Annotated in this window: 24 protein-coding genes and 1 other RNA gene; 4 read left to right on the forward strand and 21 right to left on the reverse strand. The window is 66.9% G+C overall.

Annotated features, from left to right (window positions below; translation table 11 throughout):
* Window positions 1-2: 2 nt before the first annotated feature.
* The 15 genes from glmM to ruvC form a co-directional block, all read right to left on the reverse strand.
* Complete coding sequence (gene glmM / locus KHC24_RS09035) at window positions 3-1,343, reverse strand: phosphoglucosamine mutase (protein ID WP_213362879.1); 1,341 nt, start codon at window positions 1,341-1,343, stop codon at window positions 3-5.
* 254 nt (window positions 1,344-1,597) lie between these two features.
* Window positions 1,598-3,517, reverse strand: coding sequence for an ATP-dependent zinc metalloprotease FtsH (gene ftsH, locus KHC24_RS09040; RefSeq protein WP_213363017.1), 1,920 nt, complete (start codon window positions 3,515-3,517; stop codon window positions 1,598-1,600).
* 79 nt (window positions 3,518-3,596) lie between these two features.
* Window positions 3,597-4,706 carry a tRNA lysidine(34) synthetase TilS gene (gene tilS, locus KHC24_RS09045; RefSeq protein ID WP_271180489.1) on the reverse strand — a complete coding sequence of 370 codons (1,110 nt, stop codon included), beginning with the start codon at window positions 4,704-4,706 and terminating at the stop codon, window positions 3,597-3,599.
* Complete coding sequence (gene ybgF, locus KHC24_RS09050; protein ID WP_213362881.1) at window positions 4,693-5,628, reverse strand: tol-pal system protein YbgF; 936 nt, start codon at window positions 5,626-5,628, stop codon at window positions 4,693-4,695. The genes tilS and ybgF overlap by 14 nt, the downstream gene beginning before the upstream one ends.
* A gap of 179 nt (window positions 5,629-5,807) precedes the next feature.
* Window positions 5,808-6,311, reverse strand: a complete 504-nt coding sequence (pal, locus tag KHC24_RS09055; RefSeq protein ID WP_213362882.1) for a peptidoglycan-associated lipoprotein Pal — start codon at window positions 6,309-6,311, stop codon at window positions 5,808-5,810.
* A 180-nt stretch (window positions 6,312-6,491) separates the two neighbouring features.
* Entirely contained in the window at window positions 6,492-7,844 is a 1,353-nt protein-coding gene (gene tolB / locus KHC24_RS09060; RefSeq protein ID WP_213363018.1) for a Tol-Pal system beta propeller repeat protein TolB, read from the reverse strand.
* A gap of 32 nt (window positions 7,845-7,876) precedes the next feature.
* On the reverse strand, window positions 7,877-8,800 hold the full coding sequence (locus KHC24_RS09065; protein ID WP_246546428.1) for a cell envelope biogenesis protein TolA: 924 nt from the start codon (window positions 8,798-8,800) through the stop codon (window positions 7,877-7,879).
* A gap of 110 nt (window positions 8,801-8,910) precedes the next feature.
* Window positions 8,911-9,366, reverse strand: a complete 456-nt coding sequence (gene tolR / locus KHC24_RS09070; RefSeq protein WP_213362884.1) for a protein TolR — start codon at window positions 9,364-9,366, stop codon at window positions 8,911-8,913.
* A 5-nt stretch (window positions 9,367-9,371) separates the two neighbouring features.
* Window positions 9,372-10,085 (reverse strand): protein TolQ, encoded by a 714-nt coding sequence (tolQ, locus tag KHC24_RS09075; protein ID WP_213362885.1) that lies wholly within the window; start codon window positions 10,083-10,085, stop codon window positions 9,372-9,374.
* Between the two features lie 256 nt (window positions 10,086-10,341).
* Entirely contained in the window at window positions 10,342-10,875 is a 534-nt protein-coding gene (gene ybgC, locus KHC24_RS09080) for a tol-pal system-associated acyl-CoA thioesterase (RefSeq protein ID WP_213362886.1), read from the reverse strand.
* An 80-nt stretch (window positions 10,876-10,955) separates the two neighbouring features.
* Window positions 10,956-11,378, reverse strand: a complete 423-nt coding sequence (locus tag KHC24_RS09085; RefSeq protein ID WP_213362887.1) for a DUF2852 domain-containing protein — start codon at window positions 11,376-11,378, stop codon at window positions 10,956-10,958.
* Between the two features lie 82 nt (window positions 11,379-11,460).
* The gene (locus tag KHC24_RS09090; protein WP_213362888.1) at window positions 11,461-12,087 is read right to left on the reverse strand and encodes a TetR/AcrR family transcriptional regulator; all 627 of its coding nucleotides are present in this window, start codon (window positions 12,085-12,087) and stop codon (window positions 11,461-11,463) included.
* A 47-nt stretch (window positions 12,088-12,134) separates the two neighbouring features.
* Window positions 12,135-13,169: a Holliday junction branch migration DNA helicase RuvB gene (ruvB, locus tag KHC24_RS09095; protein ID WP_213362889.1), complete on the reverse strand. Its 1,035-nt coding sequence runs from the start codon at window positions 13,167-13,169 to the stop codon at window positions 12,135-12,137.
* Window positions 13,170-13,257: 88 nt separating this feature from the next.
* Complete coding sequence (gene ruvA, locus KHC24_RS09100) at window positions 13,258-13,875, reverse strand: Holliday junction branch migration protein RuvA (RefSeq protein WP_213362890.1); 618 nt, start codon at window positions 13,873-13,875, stop codon at window positions 13,258-13,260.
* 10 nt (window positions 13,876-13,885) lie between these two features.
* Window positions 13,886-14,413, reverse strand: a complete 528-nt coding sequence (gene ruvC / locus KHC24_RS09105) for a crossover junction endodeoxyribonuclease RuvC (protein ID WP_213362891.1) — start codon at window positions 14,411-14,413, stop codon at window positions 13,886-13,888.
* 138 nt (window positions 14,414-14,551) lie between these two features.
* On the opposite strand from ruvC, the gene KHC24_RS09110 reads away from it, so the two are divergent.
* Window positions 14,552-14,905: a COG4315 family predicted lipoprotein gene (locus KHC24_RS09110; protein ID WP_213362892.1), complete on the forward strand. Its 354-nt coding sequence runs from the start codon at window positions 14,552-14,554 to the stop codon at window positions 14,903-14,905.
* A gap of 94 nt (window positions 14,906-14,999) precedes the next feature.
* Here KHC24_RS09110 and KHC24_RS09115 read toward each other — a convergent pair whose 3' ends face one another.
* Window positions 15,000-15,947 carry a DMT family transporter gene (locus KHC24_RS09115; RefSeq protein WP_213362893.1) on the reverse strand — a complete coding sequence of 316 codons (948 nt, stop codon included), beginning with the start codon at window positions 15,945-15,947 and terminating at the stop codon, window positions 15,000-15,002.
* Window positions 15,948-16,207: 260 nt separating this feature from the next.
* Between KHC24_RS09115 and KHC24_RS09120 the strand changes: the two genes are divergently transcribed.
* On the forward strand, window positions 16,208-16,954 hold the full coding sequence (locus KHC24_RS09120) for a sulfite exporter TauE/SafE family protein (protein WP_213362894.1): 747 nt from the start codon (window positions 16,208-16,210) through the stop codon (window positions 16,952-16,954).
* Window positions 16,955-17,251: 297 nt separating this feature from the next.
* On the opposite strand, the gene KHC24_RS09125 is transcribed toward KHC24_RS09120, so the two are convergent.
* The 5 genes from KHC24_RS09125 to KHC24_RS09145 form a co-directional block, all read right to left on the reverse strand.
* Window positions 17,252-17,998, reverse strand: coding sequence for a YebC/PmpR family DNA-binding transcriptional regulator (locus tag KHC24_RS09125; protein ID WP_213362895.1), 747 nt, complete (start codon window positions 17,996-17,998; stop codon window positions 17,252-17,254).
* Window positions 17,999-18,122: 124 nt separating this feature from the next.
* The gene (locus KHC24_RS09130) at window positions 18,123-18,938 is read right to left on the reverse strand and encodes a TIGR00282 family metallophosphoesterase (RefSeq protein ID WP_213362896.1); all 816 of its coding nucleotides are present in this window, start codon (window positions 18,936-18,938) and stop codon (window positions 18,123-18,125) included.
* Window positions 18,939-18,941: 3 nt separating this feature from the next.
* On the reverse strand, window positions 18,942-19,547 hold the full coding sequence (locus KHC24_RS09135) for a 5-formyltetrahydrofolate cyclo-ligase (RefSeq protein WP_213362897.1): 606 nt from the start codon (window positions 19,545-19,547) through the stop codon (window positions 18,942-18,944).
* A 9-nt stretch (window positions 19,548-19,556) separates the two neighbouring features.
* A non-coding RNA gene (gene ssrS, locus KHC24_RS09140) (6S RNA) lies at window positions 19,557-19,712 on the reverse strand.
* 342 nt (window positions 19,713-20,054) lie between these two features.
* Window positions 20,055-21,053 (reverse strand): NAD(P)H-quinone oxidoreductase, encoded by a 999-nt coding sequence (locus tag KHC24_RS09145; protein ID WP_213362898.1) that lies wholly within the window; start codon window positions 21,051-21,053, stop codon window positions 20,055-20,057.
* A 168-nt stretch (window positions 21,054-21,221) separates the two neighbouring features.
* Between KHC24_RS09145 and KHC24_RS09150 the strand changes: the two genes are divergently transcribed.
* Window positions 21,222-21,422: a DUF1192 domain-containing protein gene (locus KHC24_RS09150; RefSeq protein ID WP_213362899.1), complete on the forward strand. Its 201-nt coding sequence runs from the start codon at window positions 21,222-21,224 to the stop codon at window positions 21,420-21,422.
* Between the two features lie 384 nt (window positions 21,423-21,806).
* Window positions 21,807-22,412: a DUF1465 family protein gene (locus tag KHC24_RS09155; RefSeq protein WP_213362900.1), complete on the forward strand. Its 606-nt coding sequence runs from the start codon at window positions 21,807-21,809 to the stop codon at window positions 22,410-22,412.
* The last annotated feature ends 141 nt before the right edge of the window (window positions 22,413-22,553 follow it).

Raw genomic sequence — 22,553 nt, forward strand, 5'->3', positions numbered from 1 at the left:
CCTCAGGCCGCCGCCGCCACCGCGTCGACGACATCGTTCACCACGGACTCGACGAGGTCGCGATCGTCGCCCTCGGCCATGACACGGATGACCGGCTCGGTGCCCGAGGGACGAATCAACAGGCGTCCATGGCTGTTGAGCTTGAGTTCGGCGGCGGCGATCGCCTTCTGCACGCTGTCGATCTCCAGCGGCTTGCCGGCCTTGTAACGGACATTCTTGAGAATCTGCGGCAAGGGATCGAAACGGTGGCACGCCTCGGACACGGGCCGGCCGAGACGCTGCACCACCGCCAGCACCTGCAGCGCCGCCACCAGGCCGTCGCCGGTGGTGGAATAGTCGGACAGGATGATATGACCGGACTGTTCACCACCCACATTGAAGCCATGCGCGCGCATGTGCTCGAGCACATAGCGGTCGCCAACCGCGGTGCGCTCCAGCGACAGGCCGAGGGAGTGGAAATACCGCTCTAGGCCGAGATTGGACATCACCGTGGCAACGACACCGTTGCGCGAAAGACGGCCGTCTTCCTTGAAGCTCGCCGCGACCACCGCCATCAACTGGTCGCCATCGACCAGATGGCCCTTCTCGTCGACGATCAGCACCCGATCGGCATCGCCGTCGAGCGCAATGCCGATATCGGCGCGCACTTCGCGCACCTTGGCCATCAGCGCCTCAGGCGAGGTGGAGCCGACCTCGCGGTTGATATTGAATCCGTCCGGCTTGTCGCCGATGGTCACGACGTCGCAGCCCAGTTCCCACAGCGCCTCCGGTGCCACGCGATAGGCGGCGCCATTGGCACAGTCGACCACCACGCGAATGCCGTCGAAAGACTGATTGCGCGGCAGTGTGCGCTTGGCGAACTCGATATAGCGGGCATGCACGCTCTCGACCCGCTTGGCGCGGCCGATCTTGATCGGTGCTGCGAGCTTGGCCGACATGTCGGCGCCGAGCAGTTCCTCGATCTCCGCCTCGATGGCATCGGACAGCTTGTAGCCGTCGGGGCCGAAAAGCTTGATGCCGTTATCGTCGAACGGATTGTGCGACGCGGAGATCATGACGCCGAGATCGGCGCGCATGGAATGGGTCAGCATGGCGACGGCCGGTGTCGGCATCGGGCCGAGCAGAAGCACGTCCATGCCTACCGAGGTGAAGCCGGCCACCAGAGCGTTTTCGATCATATAGCCGGACAGGCGGGTGTCCTTGCCGATGACGACGCGATGGCGGTGCTCGCCTCGTTGGAACACCAGGCCCGCCGCCATACCCACATGCAGGGCAAGTTCCGGAGTAATGACGCCGTTCGCCCGGCCGCGAATGCCGTCCGTCCCAAAATATTTGCGCGTCATCAAAGGTCTCCGGCCTGTCAGGCTGCACGCTGGCCCAGCGCGTATCCGTTAAATAACGTAGAAGGATTCGCTCACGCGCTTCCTCCATTGTGCCCATGTAGCATTCAACATGGCCGAAGAGGCTTCACAAAGTGTAAGCGTTTCTTTCGCCAACGAATACCCGCGTTGCGGCGCCTTCCAGGATGCCCCTCGCCGCGGCGCAAACAAAAACCCCGGCACGAGGCCGGGGTTTCGTGGCATGCAAACGATACCTGTCACGCCTGCGGCTGCGGCTCCATGCCGGCATCGGGACGGGGTGGCCGGTTCTTGCCGGCGCTCGGCACCACCGATCCGCGCACATTGGCCGGCTCCACCGTGGTATCACGCACCGGCGGATGGCCATCGAGCAGGTTGATGATCTCGTCACCCGACAGCGTCTCGTATTCGAGAAGCCCACGCGCCAGCGCCTCGAGTTGGTCCTTGCTCTCGGTCAGGATGCGTGTTGCCTCGACATAGCCTTCATCGACCAAGCGCCGCACTTCGCTGTCGATGGTCTGCGCCGTGGCTTCGGAAACGTTCTGCTGACGCTGCATCGACATGCCGAGGAACACCTCGTCATTGTTCTCGCCATAGGCAACCTGGCCGAGCTTGTCGGAGAAGCCCCAGCGCGTGACCATCATGCGGGCGAGGCGGGTGGCCTGCTCGATGTCGGAAGCGGCGCCGGAGGTGACCTTGTCATGGCCGAAGATCAGCTCTTCCGCCACGCGCCCGCCCATCATGATGGCGAGGCGCGAGGTCATCTGCTCGTAGGACATCGACAGCTTGTCGCGCTCCGGCAGCTGCATGACCATGCCGAGCGCGCGACCGCGCGGGATGATGGTCGCCTTGTGCACCGGATCGGTCGCCGGCACCTTCAGCGCGACGATGGCATGACCACCTTCGTGATAAGCGGTCAGCATCTTCTCGTCCTCGGTCATGACCAGCGAGCGACGCTCCGCTCCCATCATCACCTTGTCCTTGGCGTCCTCGAAGTCGCTCATCGTCACCATGCGCTTGTTGCGCCGGGCAGCCATAAGAGCGGCCTCGTTGCAGAGGTTGGCGAGATCGGCACCGGAGAAGCCGGGGGTGCCGCGGGCGATCACCTTGAGGTTCACGTCCGGGGCAACCGGAATCTTGCGGGCATGCACCTTCAGGATCTGCTCGCGGCCGACCACGTCCGGGTTCGGCACGATGACCTGACGGTCGAAGCGGCCGGGACGCAGCAGCGCCGGGTCGAGCACGTCGGGACGGTTGGTCGCGGCAATCAGGATGATGCCCTCATTGGCCTCGAAGCCGTCCATCTCGACCAGCAACTGGTTCAGCGTCTGCTCGCGCTCGTCATTGCCACCGCCGAGACCGGCGCCGCGATGACGGCCGACCGCGTCGATTTCGTCGATGAAGATGATGCACGGCGCGTTCTTCTTCGCTTGCTCGAACATGTCGCGCACGCGGCTGGCGCCGACGCCGACGAACATCTCGACGAAGTCGGAGCCCGAAATAGTGAAGAACGGCACATTGGCCTCGCCAGCGATGGCGCGGGCGAGCAGCGTCTTACCGGTGCCGGGAGGGCCGACCAGCAGCACGCCGCGCGGGATGCGCCCGCCGAGCCGCTGGAATTTCTGCGGATCACGCAGGAACTCGACGATCTCGGTAAGGTCGCTCTTGGCCTCGTCGATGCCGGCGACGTCCTCGAAGGTGACACGGCCATGCGCCTCGGTCAGCAGCTTGGCGCGGCTCTTGCCGAAGCCCATCGCCTTGCCGGCGCCGCCCTGCATCTGCCGGGACAGGAAGATCCACACGCCGATCAGCGCGATGAACGGCAGCCAGGAGATCAGCAGGCTCACGAACCACGGGACATTGTCGGTCAGCGGCTTGGCGGTGATCGACACGCCCTTGCCGTAGAGGCGCTGCACCAGCGAGGGATCGTTGGGCGAATAGGTCTGGAAGGTGCGTCCGTCGGTGAAGGCACCGGTAATCTCCGGCCCCTGGATGACGACGTCGCGCACACGGCCCTGATCCACCTCGTTGAGGAGCTGGGAGAAGCTGATGTCGTTTGCGGCCTGACGCTGCGCCGGATTCTGGAACAGCGAGAAGAGCGCCAGCAGCAGGAGAACGATGATCACCCAGAGGGCGAAATTCCGAATATTGGCGTTCATCATGGTCCTTTCGGCGCCGGATTACGCCCGGCGCTGGGTGCCGCCGGCGCTGGCGGCCCTCCCTTTATCGTATCGTAATTTAGGTCCGGCCTCGATCCTTGCCAAGATGCACCACCGAAACCATCTTTGCCCCTCCATGCAAATTAACGTCAGAAGCCTTGCCGGCAGGCCGGCGGGCCGGCGCCAGGGTGACAACTATCGCCTTGGAGGTGACGCGCAGCAGCACGCCGGCCAGCGTACGCGCTCCGGTGCCACCGGCGCGAATCCATCCGTGCAGCGCTTCTAGCTTGCCGAGCTCCGGCGCCCCTTCGGTGCCGGTGGCGCGGATTGCCCGTCCCAGCAGGCGCAGGCCGATCTCGTCGGGAAGATCCAGATAGGCGGGACGCGACAGGCGGAACGTGGCGGGCGACGTTGTTGCCAGCAACCGTCCCGCGGCCTCGTCCACCGCAACCTCCAGTGCCGCATCGGCGCGGGCGACCCGGGCGGCGAAACGCGCCAGCCGGTCGGCGCCAAGTCCTTCCTTTTCCAGCAACGGCAGCAGTAGCCGCAGCCGGGCGCGGGCGAAGCGCGGGTCCCGGTTGGAAGGATCCTCGACGAAGTCGACCCCGGCGCGACGGCAAGCGGCGATCAGGTCGTCCTTGCGCAGCCCGAGCAGCGGGCGCAGCAGGGCAACGTCGTGCATCGGACGCTCGGCCGGCATGCCGGCAAGGCCGGAAAGACCGGAACCGCGCATCAAGCGGAACAGCACTGTTTCCGCCTGATCGTCGAGCGTGTGGGCGGTGGCGATCGCCGTCGCACCGATGGCGCGCGCGTGGGCGGCCAGCACGGCATAACGGCCGGTGCGTGCCGCTTCCTGCAAGCCGCCGCCGGCAAGCGGCGCATCCAGATGTAAAACATCATGCGGCAGTCCGACGCAGGCCGCCAGGCGGCCTACAGCCACTGCTTCATCCGCGGCTTCGGGGCGCAAGCCGTGATCCACGCTGGCCACGTGCAAAATTGGACCACGGGCAATGGCGCTACGCCATTGCCCCGCCAGCAGCATCAGCGCAGTGGAATCCGGGCCACCCGAAACGGCCAGCAGCACCGTACTATGCGGGAGAAAGCAGGCGAATAAAGACGCCAATCGTTCGACGCTCCACTCCGCGCCGGGCGAGAAATCGCCGGCCGATCTGCTATCAGCAGCCGGCACGCTTCTGCTCCCGCTCCACTCCCTGCTTGATGGAGGCGGAGGCGCGCGGGTACTTGTTGTTGACGGCATTGAGCGTCGCGCAGGCGGCATCCTTCTCGCCGATCGCCGCCAGCGACTGACCGAGGCGCAGAAGCGCGTCGGGTGCCTTCACCGCATTGGGATAGTCGGCCGACACTTTCAGGAAGCTCTGCGCCGCTTCCTTGTAGGACTGTCGCGAATAATCCGCCTCGCCGAGCCCGTAATAAACGTCCGGCAGCAGCCGGTCATTCGGATATTTCTGCACGAAGCCCTTGAAGGTCTGCGATGCCAGAGCGTAATCCTGCCGCTGCAGATAGCCGACGCCGAGATCATACAGATCCTTGGAACTGCCGGATGGCGGCAGCGTCGCCACTTGGCCGCCGCCCGCCACTGCACCCGACAGGCTGCCGAGATCCATCGGCGCGTTACCGCCGCCCGGCGCCGAGGACGGCGTGGTGCCGAGCGGACGCGGCGCACCCGGCGCCGCCGGCTGCTGCGAGGGATCGAAGGCATCGGAACGGCGGCCCGGCTGGGTCGGCGCCGCGCCCGGTTCGGTCAACGGCGCCCGCGGAGCTGCACCGCCGCTCATGCGCATGTCGAGCTGCTCCTGCAGATGCTTGACCTGCGTCTCGAGCTGCTGGTTCCGATACTGCAGCTGCTCGATCATGCCGGTCATCTGCCGCAGCTGGTTCTCGATGCGGTCGATGCGCACCGAGATTCCCTCGTCGGGTATCTCCACCGGCTGGGCCGGCTGGTTGTTGGGACGCACCTGGCCCGGCGGCCGGAAGATATTGCCGAAGAAATTATTATCCGCCTGGGCGAAGGCGGTATCGACGGCCGGTGCCGCCATGATCAGGGCGACACAGGCGAAAACGGTGGACAGACGCGCGGTGAACGGAATCATGGCGAAGGGTACTGGCCTCGATGACAAGCGGCGCCGGCCGGAAGCACAGCGCCGAACCATTTGAACATACCGGCTCGATCGCGTCCAAAATTTGACCTGCCGTCAGCCTGGCGCACAAAAGAAAACCCGGCCGGAGCAGAGCGCCGACCGGGCTTGGGAATGGCGGCGAGCCGCCCGGATCAAGAACCCGTGGCGTTCAGCACCGTGACCGCGCGACGGTTCTGCGACCAGCAGGAAATGTCGTTGCACACCGCCACCGGGCGCTCCTTGCCGTAGGAGATGGTACGCATGCGGTTGCCATCGATGCCGCGGCTGGCGAGGTAATCACGCACGCTCTGGGCGCGGCGGGCGCCGAGCGCGATGTTGTACTCGCGCGTGCCGCGCTCGTCGGCATGACCTTCGATGGTGAAGGTATAGCGATTATACTGTGCGAGCCACTGCGCCTGCTTGTCCAGCGTCGCCCGCCCCTGAGGCGACACATCGGACTGGTCGCTCTCGAAGAACACGCGGTCGCCGACCGACACGATGAACTCCTGCGGACTACCCGCAGGCGCGGAGCCAAGCTGGCCCATGCCGGCACCCTGCCCGTCCATCGGATTTTTGGCGCAGGCGGCCGCAAGCATAGCAAGACCGACAACAAGGGCGACACGTGCCCCGCCGATATGGCGCAACATACGGATCATTCCGCTCAACTCCTCAATCCCCACGACCGGGGCGAACCCGATCTAGCACTCATCTGGTTAATCGAAGGTTCCGTCAACCTTTACGAAACCTTGCTGGAAACGCCAAAATCGGGCGGATCGTCGAAACCGCCCATTATGGTTAATCAAGTCCTAACGCTGCGGCCCGGCGTAGCGCGCCGGTCACGAGCGCAGCGGCGACCACGCCGGATCGGACGCATAGCTCGGGGTCGGGATGCGCTGCTCGTTATAGCCGGTGATGTCGACCGAATAGAGTTGCGGCCCCGCCGCCCCGGAGGGGTCGCGGAAGAACATGATTACCCGGCCATTGGGCGCGAAGGTGGGCCCCTCATTGTGATACCCCTCGGTCAGAATGCGCTCGCCCGACCCATCGGGACGCATGACACCGATGGCGAAATGACCGCCTCCCTGCTTGGTGAAGGCGATCACGTCGCCGCGCGGCGACCACACTGGCGTCGAATAGCGCCCCTCCCCGAAGGAGATGCGATGCTGGTTCGAGCCGTCCGGGTTCATGATGTAGATCTGCGACGTGCCGCCACGATCGCTCTCGAAGCAGATCTGCGAGGCGTCCGGCGAATAGCAGGGTGCGGTGTCGATCGCCGAGGTGTCGGTGAGCCGCGTCGTCGCCTTGGAACGCAGGTCCATGACGAAGATGTTGGAGTTGCCGCCCTGCTGCAACGACAGGATCACCCGCTGCCCGTCCGGCGCGAAGCGCGGCGAGAAACTCATATTCGGGAAGTTTCCGACCACCTCGCGCTGGCCGTTCTCGATATTGAGCAGATAGACGCGCGGCTCGGCGCGGCCATAGCTCATATAGGTGATTTCCTGGCTGGTCGGCGAGAAGCGCGGCGTCAGCACGAGGTCGTCACCGCGGGTCAGGTAAGTCACGTTGGCGCCATCCTGGTCCATGATGGCGAGCCGCTTGATCCGCTTTTCCTTCGCGCCGCTCTCGTCGACAAAGACGATGCGAGTGTCGAAATAACCCTTCTCGCCGGTCAGGCGTTCATAGATCGCGTCGGCGATGATATGGGCGACGCGGCGCCAGTTCTCTGGCTGGGTGAAGTATTGCTGGCCGATCAGCTGCTGGCCGGCGAACACGTCCCACAGGCGGAACTCCGCCTTGACGCGCCCATCGGGCTGGCGGGTCATGCGACCGGTCACCAGCGCCTGCGAGTTGATCACCCGCCAGTCCTGGAACCGCGGCGAAGCGTCCGGATTGGTGATCTTCTCGACGAAGGCCGCAGGGTCGATCGGCGCGAACAGACCGGAACGGCGCAGATCGGCGGTGATGATCTGGGTCACGCCCTTGCCGGCCTCGGCATCCTGCGCACTGCCACCGCCGACGAATTCCGTGATGGCAATGGGGAGCGGCTGGACCGAGCCGGAGGTGACGTCGAGACGCAGAGCCGCCTGGCTGCGACTGGGGATGAGCAGGCCCCCTCCGAGAGCGGCCATCCCGGCCACCACCGACCTCCGACCGATGAGGTCGCAACCTTCCGGATTCTTGTACGTCATCATTAGATCTCGACCTCGGACGAGCGGTCCTATCAGTAATTCAGCATGGAAGGATTGAAATCGACCGTCAGATCCCGCCAAGTTTCATATTTTTCCGGCCGCAGCATCGGAAACGGGTTGTCCTGATGGGCGGCCAGATTGACGGCGCGCATCGCCGTCTCCTGGACGACCTTGGCATAGGGGTTCCCCGCGCTCTGGACTTCCACCAGTTGCGGAGCGCCCTGGAGCCGACGGTCGGGGCCCAGAATGAAGCGGATCGACACCGTGATCCGCTCGACATCCACGCCGCCTGCCGGCAGCGACCAGAACTGGCGGATATAGGCGCGGAGCGCGTCGATCTCGGTTTGCGAGAGCGAGTTCGCATCACCACGGGTCGCCCCCAAGGACGCCATCGAGTTCATCGTGTCGCCAAGCGCGGCCTGGCGCCGGGGATCCTGCTTGTTCAGCAGCGCCGCGATCTGGTTGGGATTGAAGTCGCGCTGCTCCTTCGGCGGCGCCTGCACCACCTTGGGAGGAATGTCCTTCGGCTTTTTCGGTGGAGCCGGCGGCGGAGGCGGCGCGGCCTGGGCCGTCTGCGCCGGCTTCGGCTCGTCCTTCTTCGGCTCCGGCGGTTTGGCTGCCATCGATTCGGCGTCCTTAGGCGGCGCCGGTTCGGGCTTCGCCTGCGGCTGCTGCGGCGCCGGCTTCGGCTCCGGTGGCTTGGCCTCCGCTTGCTGCTGAGGCGGCGTCGGCTCGGGTTTCGCGTCAGGCGGTGGCGGCGGGGGAGGAGGAGGTGCCGCGGCTTCCTTCGCCGCCTTGATCTCGGGCTTTTCCGAGACCTTGGCGTCGAGATTTTCCGCCTGCTTGGGGGCGTCGATCTTCTCCACCACCGGTTTGGGCGCCTCGGCCTTCGGAGCATCCTTCTTGCCGGCCATCATCTTCGACAGCTCCGAATCGGAGACGATGTCGATCGGCATGGATTCCTGCACGATCTCATAGGGGCTAGGAGACGCGAAGGAGATGGCCATGAAGCCGATGATGCCGATGTGAAGGGCGGCCGAAGAGACGAGACCCGCGCGCATGCCGCTCAGCTCCCCTGCTCGACTTCGGAAACCAGCGCGACGCGCTTGAAGCCGGCACCCGACAGACGGCCCATGACCTTCATCACCGCGCCATAGTCGACCGTCTTGTCGCCGCGCACGAAGATACGTTCGTCATAGCCGGCCTTGGCGATCGCCTGCAGCTTCGGCACGAGTTCCTCGACCGAGATTTGGCTGTCCTGCAGGAAGACCTTGCCCTGATTATCTATGGAGACGACCAGCGGCTCGCGATCCTGCGAGACCGCCTGCGCTTGCGTCTGCGGCAAATCTAGCGGCACGCCGACGGTGAGCATCGGCGCCGCTACCATGAATATGATGAGCAGCACCAGCATCACGTCGACCATCGGCGTAACGTTGATCTCGGACATGACGGCACCGCCGCCGCCGCGACGACGCGAACGTCGCGACTGCCAGCCCCCGCCTCCGCCTCCCGACATACCCATGCGCGTCAGCCCCGTTCGTCGATTTGGCGCGACAGGATGGCGGAGAACTCGTCAGCGAAGCCCTCCAGCCGCAGCGCCAGCCGGTTCACCTGTGACACGAACTTGTTGTAGAAAATCGTCGCCGGGATGGCGGCGATAAGGCCGATTGCCGTTGCGAAAAGGGCTTCGGCAATACCGGGCGCCACCACAGCGAGGCTGGTGTTCTTCGACGCGGCGATCGACTGGAAGGCGGTCATGATGCCCCAGACCGTACCGAACAGGCCGATGAAGGGGCCAGCCGAGCCGACCGTCGCCAGCACTAGAAGCCGCGCCTCCAGCCGCTCGACCTCACGGGCGACGGTAACGTCCATCACCTTGTCGAGCCGCTGGGTCAGGCCGGCGAAGGAACGAGCGCCCCCCTCATAGGAGCGCTTCCACTCCCGCATAGCCGCCACGAAGATCGCCGCCATCGCGTGGTTCGGCCGCGACGACAGCGAGCGATACAATTCCTCGAGGCTCTGGCCGGACCAGAAGGTCTGCTCGAAACGATCCATCTGCCGCTTCATGCGGGCGAACAGGATGGTCTTGTCGATAATGATCGCCCAAACCCAGATCGAGGCGAGCACGAGGCCGGCCATCACCAGCTTGACGATAAAATGCGCCTGAAGGAACAGCCCGATCAGCGAAAGATCAGCGCTCGGGGCGGCCATGGCCGTTTGCGCTACATCGGCAGGGTTCATATGATCTCAACCTCAAGCACCAGAGCCCGCCCGCCCACTCGGACGGACGGCACGCATCACGCGCAGACGCCACGGCGGCTTATTCGACAAGAACGGACACGCCCCGACGGGAGCCGAGGGCTTTCGTCCACTTGCCTTACCCCTGTTCGACGGTGAATCCGACGAAACTTGGGCGCCCAACGTCCCACGCCACGCTGATTAAGCACTTGCTAGGGTTAATGCCGCGTTAGCGTTGCGGCACCGCAACACCGGCGGGTCAGATCGACGGCGCCTCGCCCTGTGCCGCGCGCATGGCGGCGCGCAAGGAATCCGGGATGCGCCGGGCACGCCCCTGCGAGACGAAGGCCACCTTCACCCGTCCCTCGATCAACAATTCGCCGCGGCGCATCACTTTTTGCAGCAGGGTGATGGACGCACCGGCGACCTCGACCGGGCTGGTATGGATCTCCAGCACGTCGTCGATGCGGGCCGGGCGCAGGAAATCGAGTTGCATCGCCCGCACCACGAAGGCGAAGCCGGGCGCTTCCGCCAGCGCCTCGCCGAAAAGATCGCCCTGCACCACGCCGATGAGGCGCAGATGGTCGGAACGCGCCCGTTCCATGAATTTCAGGTAGTTGGCGTGATAGACGATGCCGGAGAAGTCCGTGTCTTCGTAATAGACGCGCACCGGCAGCACATGGCCACCCGGCACCAGACGCCCGGCAAGATGGAGAAACGGATCCGCCGCGAGCTCGCGGGGATCCAGATTGGGCGCACGAGGATCTTGCCCGCGAGGTTCATGTCCATTCATGCCGCCCTCATAAACGAGACCGCGCCCCTTGTGAACAAAGGGCGCGGCCAGATTTTACGCAGATGCGAAGACGACCGGGGTCAGTTCCCCGTAGCGCCGTCCACCGGCGGCTCGGGGTTCTGCGGCGCCGGGCGACGGCGGTCGGCCATGAACTGGTCGAATTCCGCCTTGTCCTTGGCCTGACGCAGGCGATCGAGGAAGCCGCGGAAGTCCTTCTGCTCGTCTTCGAGGCGCCGCAGCGTCTCTTCACGGTACTCGTCGAAGGCACGGTTGCCGCTCGATGGCATACCGCGTCCCCAGCGCCCGAAAGCGTTGCGGAACGCCTCGCCGCCCTCTTCCTGCCAACGCGCGAAACCGCGCCGTCCACCACAACCCATACGTCCACTCCCGATGGTAAAGGCCAGGATCGCCAGCCCGAGCGGCCACCAGGCCATAAAGCCCAGCACCGTCAGCGCGATCCAGGCCGGTTTGCCGTAACTGTCGAGCTTGTAAGCGAGCTCCATGGCTGCCGTCCCGGTTAATGTTAAATACATTTACATATATGGAGGCGGCCGTAGGTTTTGTCAATGCCGTAGCGTTGCCCGATCAGTCGGAAGGCCCGCCCAGCCCTTTCAGATAGACGAGAAAGCCGGCCTCCAGCAGTTCGTCCGGGGTCATCGGCAGCTTGCGGCGGGCGCCGTCGGCGCGGGCGAACAGCGAGGCGACGCCATGCGCCAGCGACCAGGTATGCAGCGCCACCATCAACGCCGGCGGCCGGCCCGGCATGTGAGAGACCAATACTTCGGCCGCCTCGCGCAGCACCGCAAAGGCGGCGGCGCCGGCCGCCTGCAATCCCTCATGCGCTTCCAGCGGCACGCCGGATTCGAACATGGCGATGTAATAGGACGGCTGGTGGCGGGCGAAATCGAGATAGGCGCGCCCCATGCGCTCATAGGCGGCGGCCGGTGATGGGCGACCCTCCTGCCACGCCGCTTTCAGCGCTTCGGCGAAGCGGTCGAAGCCGGTGGTGGCGACGGCGGCTATCAGCTCGTCGCGGTCGCGGAAATGCCGGTAGGGCGCGGCCGCACTCACCCCTGCCCGCCGCGCCGCTTCGGCGAAGGTGACGCCGGCGATGCCCTTCTCGGCGATGAGGTCGAGCGTCCCCTGCATCAGGGCTTCCCGCAGGTTGCCATGATGGTAGGAGCGCGTTTCGCCGTTTCGGGACCAGTTCATGTGAATGTGAATTACATTAGCGGGGCAGCGGCGTCGATCTTATTCGCCTACTCGCCCTCATCGAACAGCGGCATCTGGTTCACCGTCGTCGGCACCGCAAGGCCCATATGCTTGAAGGCATGGGCGGTCAGCACCCGGCCGCGCGGGGTGCGCTGCACGAAGCCCTGCTGCACCAGATAGGGCTCGATGATCTCCTCGATGGCGTCGCGCGGCTCCGACAGCGCCGCGGCAATGGTCTCGACGCCAACCGGACCACCGCCATAATTCATTGCGATTACAGTAAGATAACGCCGGTCCATCTGGTCGAGGCCGAGCGCGTCGACCTCCAGATGACCGAGCGCGTGGTCGGCTCCAGCACGGTCGATGATTTCCTTGCCGGCCACCAGCGCGAAATCCCGCACCCGGCGCAGCAGCCGCCCGGCAATGCGCGGCGTGCCGCGGGCGCGGCGGGCGATCTCGCGCGCTCCATCCTTTGAAATCGGAATGCCCAGCACGCGGGCGCCGCGCGACACCACCAATTCGAGTTCATCTATCGTGTAAAAATTGAGACGGATAGGTATTCCAAAGCGATCCCGCAAAGGCGTAGTCAGCAAACCCGAGCGCGTCGTAGCACCGACCAGAGTAAATTTCGACAGCGATATCTTCACTGAACGCGCGGCGGGGCCTTCACCGATGATCAGATCGAGCTCATAATCTTCCATCGCCGGGTAGAGGATCTCCTCAACCGCCGGGTTGAGGCGATGAATTTCGTCGATGAACAGGACATCCCGCTCCTCGAGATTGGTCAGCAGAGCGGCGAGATCGCCGGCCTTCGCGATCACCGGACCCGACGTCGAGCGGAAGCCGACACCCAGTTCGCGCGCAACTATTTGAGCAAGCGTGGTTTTTCCCAAACCGGGCGGGCCGACGAACAAGACGTGGTCGAGCGCCTCACCACGGGTCTTGGCCGCTTTGATGAAGATGTCGAGATTGGCGCGGGCCTGCTCCTGACCGACGAACTCCGCCAGCATTTGCGGGCGCAGGGTGGCCTCCGCAAGGTCTTCCTCGCGCTTGTCGGGGGCGATCAGCCGCTTCGTGCTCATCGGCCGGCCCGCCTCGCCTCAGTGCAGTGAGGTGTACGATGCGGCCGATCCGCCGGCCCGGCTGTGCAGTGAGTGCAGGATTGCCGCCTCATCGGGCCAGCTCCTTCAATCCGAGCCGGATGAGCTTTGCGGTATCCGCCGCCTCCCCCGCCTCGCGGACGGCCGCCGCCACCGCGGCGCTGGCCTGCACCTGCGCATAGCCGAGATTGACCAGTGCCGAGACGGCGTCCGCCATCGGGGCGGGGGCGGAGCGGGCCTCGAGCTGGCCGGCGAGGCTGACGGCCGCCGGATCGACATCGGCGAAACCCGGCGCCTTGTCCTTCAGCTCGGCGACGATGCGGGCGGCGACCTTCGGCCCCACCCCGTTCGCCCGCGCCACCATCGCCTTGTCGCCGAGCGCCACCGCATTGGCGAGCTCGGAGGGCGACAGCACGGAAAGCACGTTGAGCGCCACCTTGGCACCCACACCCTGCACGTTCTGCAGCAGCAGGAACCACGCCTTCTCCGCCGGCGAGGTGAAGCCGTAGAGCCGGATCATGTCCTCGCGCACGAAGGTCTCAATGAACAGCGTCGCCGCCTCGCCCGGCGAGGGCAGCGCCTGCAGCGTGCGCCCGGAGCAGTGGACCAGATAGCCGACGCCCTGCACGTCGAGGATGGCATGGTCCTCGCCGGTGCTGTCGACCAGACCCTTGAGCTTGCCGATCATGGCGTCCCCGTCATCGTGCCGCCACCTTGGCCTCGAACCGCGCGCGCAATGCCGCCGCGCCCCTATGCTGGGCGTGGGTGACGGCGACCGCAAGCGCATCCGCCGCGTCGTCGGTCTCGAAATCCGCCTGCGGCAGCAGCACCTTCATCATCATGCGGATCTGCGCCTTCTCTGCCCGCCCGGCGCCGACCACCGTCTTCTTGACCAGCAGCGCCGCATATTCGGCGACCGGCACTCCGGCCAGGGCCGGCGTCAGCAGCACCACCCCGCGCGCCTGCCCGAGCTTCAGCGTCGAGGCCGGGTTCACGTTCACGAAGGTTTCCTCCACCGCCGCCTCGTCGGGCGAGAAGGCGGCGAGGACGCTGCAGAGCTCGCGATGCAGAACCGCGAGGCGCTCGGCCAGCGTGCCCTCCTCCGGCGGCAGCACCGTGCCGCAGGCGATGAAGGAAAGCCGCGTGCCGGCAGCCTCGATCACCCCCCAACCGGTGCGACGGAGGCCGGGATCGAGGCCGAGAATGCGAATCGGAGTGGGAGCCATATCTTAGGGAGTAGCCGAACAAACGACGAACGGCCAGAGTCCGGCCCGCCGGAAAGCTCGCGATTTCGCCACAGCCCAGGCGCATGGTTAACGCGGGATTAAGGGGAGTGCCACAAGCCCCACACCCGGAGAAACGCCATGATCACCGCATTCACCCGCATCGCCGGCCTTGCGCTCGGTGCCACGCTGCTTGCCAGCGCCGCACCTGCCGCCGGCATGCTCACCGGCACCGGCGGCAAGACGCTGTATGTGTTCGACAAGGACACGGGCGGCATGCCGAGCTGCTACGACGCCTGCGCCGCCAACTGGCCGCCCTTTGTCGGCAAGTCCGGCGACGCGATGAAGACCGGCTGGACGCTGGTGCCGCGCAAGGACGGCGCCATGCAATGGGCCTATGACGGCAAGCCGCTCTATTATTTCGCCGGCGACAGGAAAGCCGGCGACGCGACCGGCGACGGGCGCAACGGCGTCTGGCACGTGATCAAGCAGTAGCCGGCTGGACTGTCCCCGGAGCGGCCGGCCCCTTGTTGTGAACAACGCCATGGCCGCGGCACGTCCGGCCATGGCGCGGAAGGGTATGTCCCTCTCAGCCGCGGCGCGCCGGCACCAGCGCCCCGCTGGCCAGCACCACACCGAAGCCGGTGGCGACGATGCCGATCACCGCCGCCATATCCGGATGCTCGTCGAGCAGCGGCACGGCGAGCCCCGCCGCCAGTGCCGGGACCAGACCGGTGAAAGCTGCCGCCCGCGAGGAACCGAGCTTCTCGATCGCCATGCCGAAGGCCACCAGCGCCACCACGCCGGAACCGATGCCCTGCACCAGCAGGAGTTGCAGCACCTCGGCGCCATAGCCCTCGCGCAGCGCCGTGAACACCCCCGGCAGGCCGACCGGAGTGAGAATGATCGCCGACCACAGGCCGATCAGCCCCACCAGTTCCTTGGCGTCCAAGCCGGTACGGCGGAAGGCCAGCGTGTAGCCGGCCCACAGGCTGGCACCGGTGAGCAACAGCAGATGGCCGCGCCAGGCGCCATCCGCCGAATTGAGCAGCCCGCGCCCGCCCAGCGTGACGACGCCGAGCGCGATGCAGACGAAGCCCGCGGCGCGCACCCAGCCCAGCCGCTCCTTCAGCGCCAGCACCGAGATCACCGCCACGATCAGCGGCATGGTGCCGGGCAGCAGCGGCCCGACATCGGCGGCCGGCACGAAGCGCATCGCATTGGCGACCACCAGGAAGAAGATCGCGCCCGAGCCCATGAAGCAGAACAGGAACGGCACCACCCGGCCGCGCGGCCAGAGGCCGATCTTCAGCCACCATGGCGCCAGCACCAGCGCCGGCACCACGAAACGCAGCCAGCCGACCGCCGAGGGCGTGAGATGGCCGGCCACCGCATGGCGGGTGGAAACGATCCAGCCGCCCCAGATGGCGACCGCGAACAAGGCGAGAGCGGTGCCGACCAGCCGGTCGCTACGCTCGGAAGCGGCACGGGCGGCAGCTACGGCCTCCGCCGGCACGCAGGGTTCGGAAACGCTCATGAGAAGTCCTGGTTGGGCGCGCGGTCCATCTCACCCGGCGCGCCATGTTTCGTTGCCAATCTGGGGGCAGCACGGCCGGGCGGCAAATGAGTTTTGCCGATATGCTCATTCACCAAAAGTGATAGAACGTGCGAAACTATAAAAAACGGCGATTGACCCACCCGCAGCGCGGCGCTAGCAAGCCGATGATGGCGCCGTGGGCGCCGTTTCGCTTTCGGCCGGCGGCGCCCGCCGCGGTGCCACTCGGCGCAGGTGCGTTCATGTCCTTCGACGCGGCCCTCGTCTGGGCCATCGCCACCGCCCTCCTCGCCGGCGCCACCCGCGGCTTTTCCGGCTTCGGCGGCGCGCTGATCTTCATGCCGCTGGTCGGCGCGGTGTTCGGGCCCAAGCTGGCGGCGCCGACCCTGCTGATCATCGACACCCTGCTCACGCTGCCGATGGTGCTGCGGGCGATGCGCGCCTGCATCTGGCGGCAGGTGGCGCCGCTCGCCATCGGCGCGGTGCTGGCGGTGCCGTTCGGCGTGCTGGTGCTGGAACAGGTCGACCCGGTGGCGCTGCGCTGGGCGATCGCCGCGCTGGCGGTGGTACTGCTGATGCTGCTGATCTTCGGACAGGGCCTCAAGGCGCCGCAGTCGCTGGCGGCGAAACTGGGCATCGGCGCCGTGTCCGGCCTGCTGGGCGGAGCGGCGCAGCTCTCGGGGCCGCCGGTGGTGGTCTACTGGCTCGGCACCGGCCAGAACGCCGCGCTGGTGCGGGCGAACCTGTTCGCCTTCTTCGCGCTGGTGACGCTCGCCTCCGGCACCGCCTATCTCGGCCGCGGGCTGGTCGACGCCGAGGTGATGAAACTGTCGCTGGTGCTCGGGCCGACCTATGCGCTGGGTCTGGTCGCCGGCGCCCGCGGCTTCAGGCTGGCGAGCGACCGCCAGTTCCGGCTGATCGCCTATGCCATCATCGCGCTGGCGGCGATCGCCAGCGTGCCGCTGCTCGACCCGCTGCTGCGGCCATAGGGAAGGCAGAGCCGGCGGCTCCTTCGCCCCGTGGGGGAGAGGGGTCTTCAACGCTTCCCAATCGCTAGAGCCCCTCACCGACCCGCTTCGCGGGCCACCTCTCCCCAATGGGGAGAGGAAAAGCAAGGCCCGGCCATCTCGCGGCAAGATGAGCGCCTGCGCGCTCAGGAAGGCTCCAGTGAGGATGAGCGCTCAGGCGCTCATGCGCCCTTCCTGAAGATGAGCGCTCAGGCGCTCATATGCCCTTCCTGAAGAAGAGCGCTCAGGCGCTCATGCACCCTTCATAATGATGAGCGCTCAGGCGCTCATCTTGGCGATCATCGCCTCGGAGACCTCGAAATTGGCGTAGACGTTCTGCACGTCGTCATTGTCGTTGAGGCTATCGACCAGACGGATCAGCTTCTCCGCCACCTCGTCGTCCACCGCCACCGTGTTCTGCGGCCGCCAGACCAGGCCCGACTTGCGCGGCTCGCCGAACTTGGCTTCCAGGACGCGGGCGACCTCGTGCAGATTCTCGATCGAGCACACCACCTCGTGGCCATCCTCGGACGAGGACACGTCGTCGGCGCCGGCCTCGATGGCGGCTTCCATCATCGCGTCCTCGGAGGCCTTGGCGGCGTCGAACTCGACCACGCCGACGCGGTCGAACATGAACGACACCGCGCCGGTCTCGGCCAGCGAGCCGCCGGACTTGGTGAAGTAGGAGCGCACTTCCGAGGCGGTGCGGTTGCGGTTGTCGGTCAGCGCCTCGACGATGACGGCGACGCCGCCGGGGCCGTAGCCCTCATAGCGGATCTCGTCATAATTCTCGGCATCGCCGCCCGCCGCCTTCTTGATGGCGCGGTCGATATTGTCCTTGGGCATGTTCTCGGCGCGGGCCGCGAGGATGGCGGCGCGCAGGCGCGGGTTCATGTTCGGATCGGGCAGGCCGAGCTTGGCGGAGACGGTGATTTCGCGCGCCAGCTTGGAGAACAGCTTGGAGCGCACCGCGTCCTGCTTGCCCTTGCGGTGCATGATGTTCTTGAACTGCGAATGCCCGGCCATGGCCGCCTCCACTTCGCGGGCCAGTTGGAGCGGCCCTGCGTCAGAAATTCCAAGAGAAATCGTGTGGCCGGCTTATAGGCGAGAGCATGGCCACCCGTAAAGCGGGTCCATATCGACGTCGGCGCTACCAGAACGACGGCGCCACCGGCTCCAGCAGGCCGCCGAGGCGCACCGGCGCCACCTTCAGCGCCCGGCCATTGGCATCGGTCTCCACCGCGAGGCCGGAGAGCGTGCCCGGCCCGGTCGCCGGCTCGAAGCGCGAGGAGCCGATCTTGCGGGTGAAGCGGCGCAGCGGCTCTTCCTTGTCCATGCCGATCACCCCGTCATAGGCGCCGCACATGCCGACATCGGTCATATAGGCGGTGCCGCCGGGCAGGACGCGGTGATCGGCGGTCGGCACATGGGTGTGGGTGCCGATGACCAGGCTGGCGCGGCCGTCGCACCAGTGGCCGAAGGCCTGCTTTTCGCTGGTGGTCTCGGCGTGGAAGTCGACGATGGCGGCGTCGCAGACCAGGCCGAGCGGCGCGGCGTCGAGCTCGCGGTCGATGGCGGCGAAGGGATCGTCCATCGGGTCCATGAAGGTGCGGCCCATGACATTGACCACCAGCACGCGGGCCCCCGACTGGGTCTCCACCAGCGCCGCGCCGCGCCCCGGCGTGCCAGCGGGATAGTTGGTCGGCCGCACCAGGCGCGGGGCGCGCTCGATGAACACCAATGCCTCGCGCTGGTCGAAGGCATGGTTGCCGAGGGTGACGGCATCCGCCCCGGCGGCGAGGAACTCCTCATAGATTGCCTCGGTGATGCCGAAGCCGCCGGCGGCGTTCTCGCCGTTCACCACCACGCAGTCGAGCGCCCATTGCGCGCGCAGGCGGGGCAGTTCGTCGAGCACGACCTGTCGCCCGACCCGGCCGACCACGTCGCCGAGAAAGAGAATGCGCACGCCTTAGTCCTCCGCCGTCACCGTGATGATGCCGGCGTCGGTGACGACGGCGTCGAGTCGCTCATCATGCGGCTCGGCGGGAAGGCAGGGAAGCTCCTGCACTGCGAAGGCATAGCCCAGCGCCTCGACCCGCCTCGCCCGCCGCAGCGCCGCGAGCGTGCGGTCGTAATAGCCGCCGCCATAGCCGAGCCGATGACCGCTCGGGTCATAGGCGGCGAGCGGCACCACCAGCACGTCCGGCACCACCACCGGCGCCTCTTCCGGCGGCACCGGGATGACCAGCCGGCCGGGACCGGGCACCTCGACGAGCGGCACCTCGGCGCTCCACAGCCGGAACACCAGCGGCGCCTTCGGATCGGCCACCACCGGCAGGGCCAGCCGCGCCCCGCCGGCGCGCAGGCCGGCAGCGAGCGGGGCGGTATCGATTTCGGTGCCGATGGACGCGAACAGCGCCACCACCTCGCCCTCGACCGGGCCGAGCCAGGCAAGCGCATGCGACGCCGCACGGGCCGACGCCGCGGCACGGCCGAGCGGATCCAGCCCCGCACGGCGGGCGAGCGCCGCTGCGCGCAGGGACGGCTTGTCGAGATATGGCGAGGGTACGGTCATGATGATCAGCGCGGAGCCGCGATGGCCGTTGGAAATCGATCCCGGGAACCTACAGCGTAGGTGGGCGCCGTGTGTCCGGACCCAGGGGTCCGATCAGGGACAGCTCCCTTTGAGATCGATAAGGCCCCGGGGATTATGTTCTCCTGACGCACCTCGCAGCCCCGCATGACAAATCTAGGACGGCGGGAGCCGGATTTAAAGAGGGATGACGAGGTTATCCGGGGATGGGTGGGGATGCGGGTGCGAGACACAGGGGATTCTGCCCAAGAGTCTCCCCCTGAATCCCGGACCGGCGCCCGGCTTCACCTCCCCTGCTCCGGGAAACGAGGCGGAGAAAGCGGCAGGTGCGGCGGCGCGCTTTCTCTCTCGCGTCTCTCCCCGGTGGAGAGATGGCCCGCGCGGCGGGTCGGTGAGGGGAGACAACATTGCGGAGTCGTGGAGCCCCCTCACCCCACCCCTCTCCCCCTCGGGGAGAGGGAGCCGGGCGCTCTGACGGGAACGAGGCCCTCACACTTCCAGCATGATCTTGCCGATGTGCAGGCTGGTCTCCATGCGGGCATGGGCGGCGCTGGCCTGCGCCAGCGGGAAGACCTGGTCGAGCACCGGCTTCACCTTGCCGGCCTCGATCAGCGGCCACACCTTCTCGCGCAGCGAGGCGGCGATGGCGGCCTTCTCGGCATTGGGGCGCGAGCGCAGCGTCGAGCCCATATGCGACAACCGCTTCAGCATCAGCCGCATGAAGTCGATCTGCACCTTGGAGCCTTCCATGAAGGCGATCTGCACGATGCGCGCGCGCGGCGCCGCCGCCTCGTAATTGCGGGCGATGTAGGAGCCGCCGACCATGTCGAGGATGACGTCGACGCCCTTGCCGCCGGTCTTTTCCTTGATCACCGCGACGAAGTCCTCGGTCTTGTAGTCGATGGCGACATCGGCGCCGAGCTGGCGGCAGACCTCGCACTTCTCGGCGCTGCCGGCGGTGGCGAACACGGTGGCGCCATAGGCCTTGGCCAGCTGGATCGCCGTGGTGCCGATGCCCGAGGTGCCGCCATGCACCAGGAAGTTCTCGCCCGCCTTCAGCCCGGCGAGATCGAACACGTTGGTCCAGACGGTGAAGAAGGTCTCGGGCAGCGCCGCCGCCTCGATCATCGACAGGCCGGCGGGAACCGGCAGCGCCGAGCCGGCATCGGCGAGGCAATATTGCGCATAGCCGCCGCCGGAGACCAGGGCGCACACCTTGTCGCCCAGCTTCCAGCCGGTGACGCCCTCACCGAGCGCCACCACCTCGCCGGCGATCTCCAGGCCCGGAATGTCCGGGGCGCCGGGCGGCGGCGGATACAGGCCCTTGCGCTGCATGACATCGGGACGGTTCACCCCGGCGGCGGCCACCTTGACCAGGATCTCGCCGGCGCGCGGCGTCGGCAGCGGCCGCGTCTCCGGCACCAGGGCTTCAGGGCCGCCGGGCGTCGGCAGGCCGATGGCGGTCATGGTGGCGGGCAGATCGGTCACGGAGATGTCCTCGCGGTTGCAAGCGCCGGAAGGGCGGCGTTCTTGTTGGGCAGGCAACTTGTTGAACCGTCTGGTTAAGTCATGCCGCCCGCACTGGCAACCGACCCCGGCGCGCAATAGATAGCCTGATGAGAGATGGCCCGGCCATCGCCAGCGAGGAGACCCGACATGATCGAGGACGATCCCTTCAGCAGCCGCCCGGCGATAAAGCCGACCGCGCACGAGATCGGCGGCGACCTTTCCACCCTGTCGGAGGTCGAGATCGAGGAGCGCATCGCGCTGCTGGAGGCGGAAATTGCCCGGTTGCGCGAGGCGCTCGAGCGCAAGCGCTCGTCGCGGGCGGCAGCGGATGCGTTCTTCAAGCGCTGAGCGCTGAGCGCCCGGGGCGGCAGCGGCCTGCCCGGGGTGCATCGGTTAACGAGGCGTTAAGCTTTCCAAAGCATTATCGGGGATAGTCCAGCTTCTGGACGCGAGTGGCACCTGTCACTCTGTTTGACGCCTCCCTGTCTTCACCTATCGAGCCGCCCATGGGCGGCTCTTTTTTGTCCCTTCCCGCCGGCGGTGGGTTGCGGGGACATCGGCGCCGTCCATCGCACGCGACTGGACAGCCGGCCCGGCGCGCGCGACATCATGCTCGGGGATGCCGGGCGGGGCGGGCGAATCGGGTGCGGCGGAGCCGTCGCACCGCGCGGAGTGGTGCACATGGCGAAGCGGACGCCAAACGGACGGGGTTTCGGCGGGTCGGATACCGACATGCCCCTCGACGGCCCGGCATGTCTCGACGGCCCGGCACGTCTCGGTGGCCCGGCGCGTCTGGACGGCCCGGCGCCCGCGCTGCCGGCGAGCGCCTCCCCTCCCCCTGCCCTGGCCGATGACCGGCTGGTGAGCCTTGCCGAGCGGCGGGTCGCCTCCCCCGCCTTCGCGGCGCTGTTCGCCGAGGGCATCGCGCTGATCGACGAGAGCGCCGACTATCTCGACGGTCCCGGCCGCGCCGATGCCGCCGCGCTGGAGCGCCGCGCGCGCGCCGCCTATGCCGAGGCGAGCCGCAGGCTGACGACGCGGCTGATGAACCTCACCTCCTGGCTGCTGCTGCAAAAGGCGGTGGCCGAGGGCGACATGAGCGCCGAAACGGCGCGCCGCGAGGCCGACAAGGTCGAGCTCGGCGCCGACGCGCCGGCGCCCGAGACGGAGGACCGGCTACCGGCGCCGCTGGCGGCGCTGATCCTCCGCAGCCTCGACCTCGAGCGGCGGGTGCGGCAGCTCGACGCGGCGCTGCGGGCGCGCCGGCCGGCCGAACGCCCGATCAATGCGGTGGCCGGCCAGATCGGCCGGCTGCGTTCCGCCTTCGAACGCCCGTGACGCGCCTCGCCACTGCCCCGGCAAAGCCTTGCCGCGCGGGACATGCCGCCCGCCCGGCGGACGCCCGATTGCCTAAAGCCATGACGGCAAAAGAAAACCCCCGTGCGCGGCACGGGGGTTTTGCTTATCAACAGTCGCGAA

Source organism: Ancylobacter defluvii, assembly GCF_018390605.1.
Classification (GTDB): Bacteria; Pseudomonadota; Alphaproteobacteria; order Rhizobiales; family Xanthobacteraceae; genus Ancylobacter; species Ancylobacter defluvii.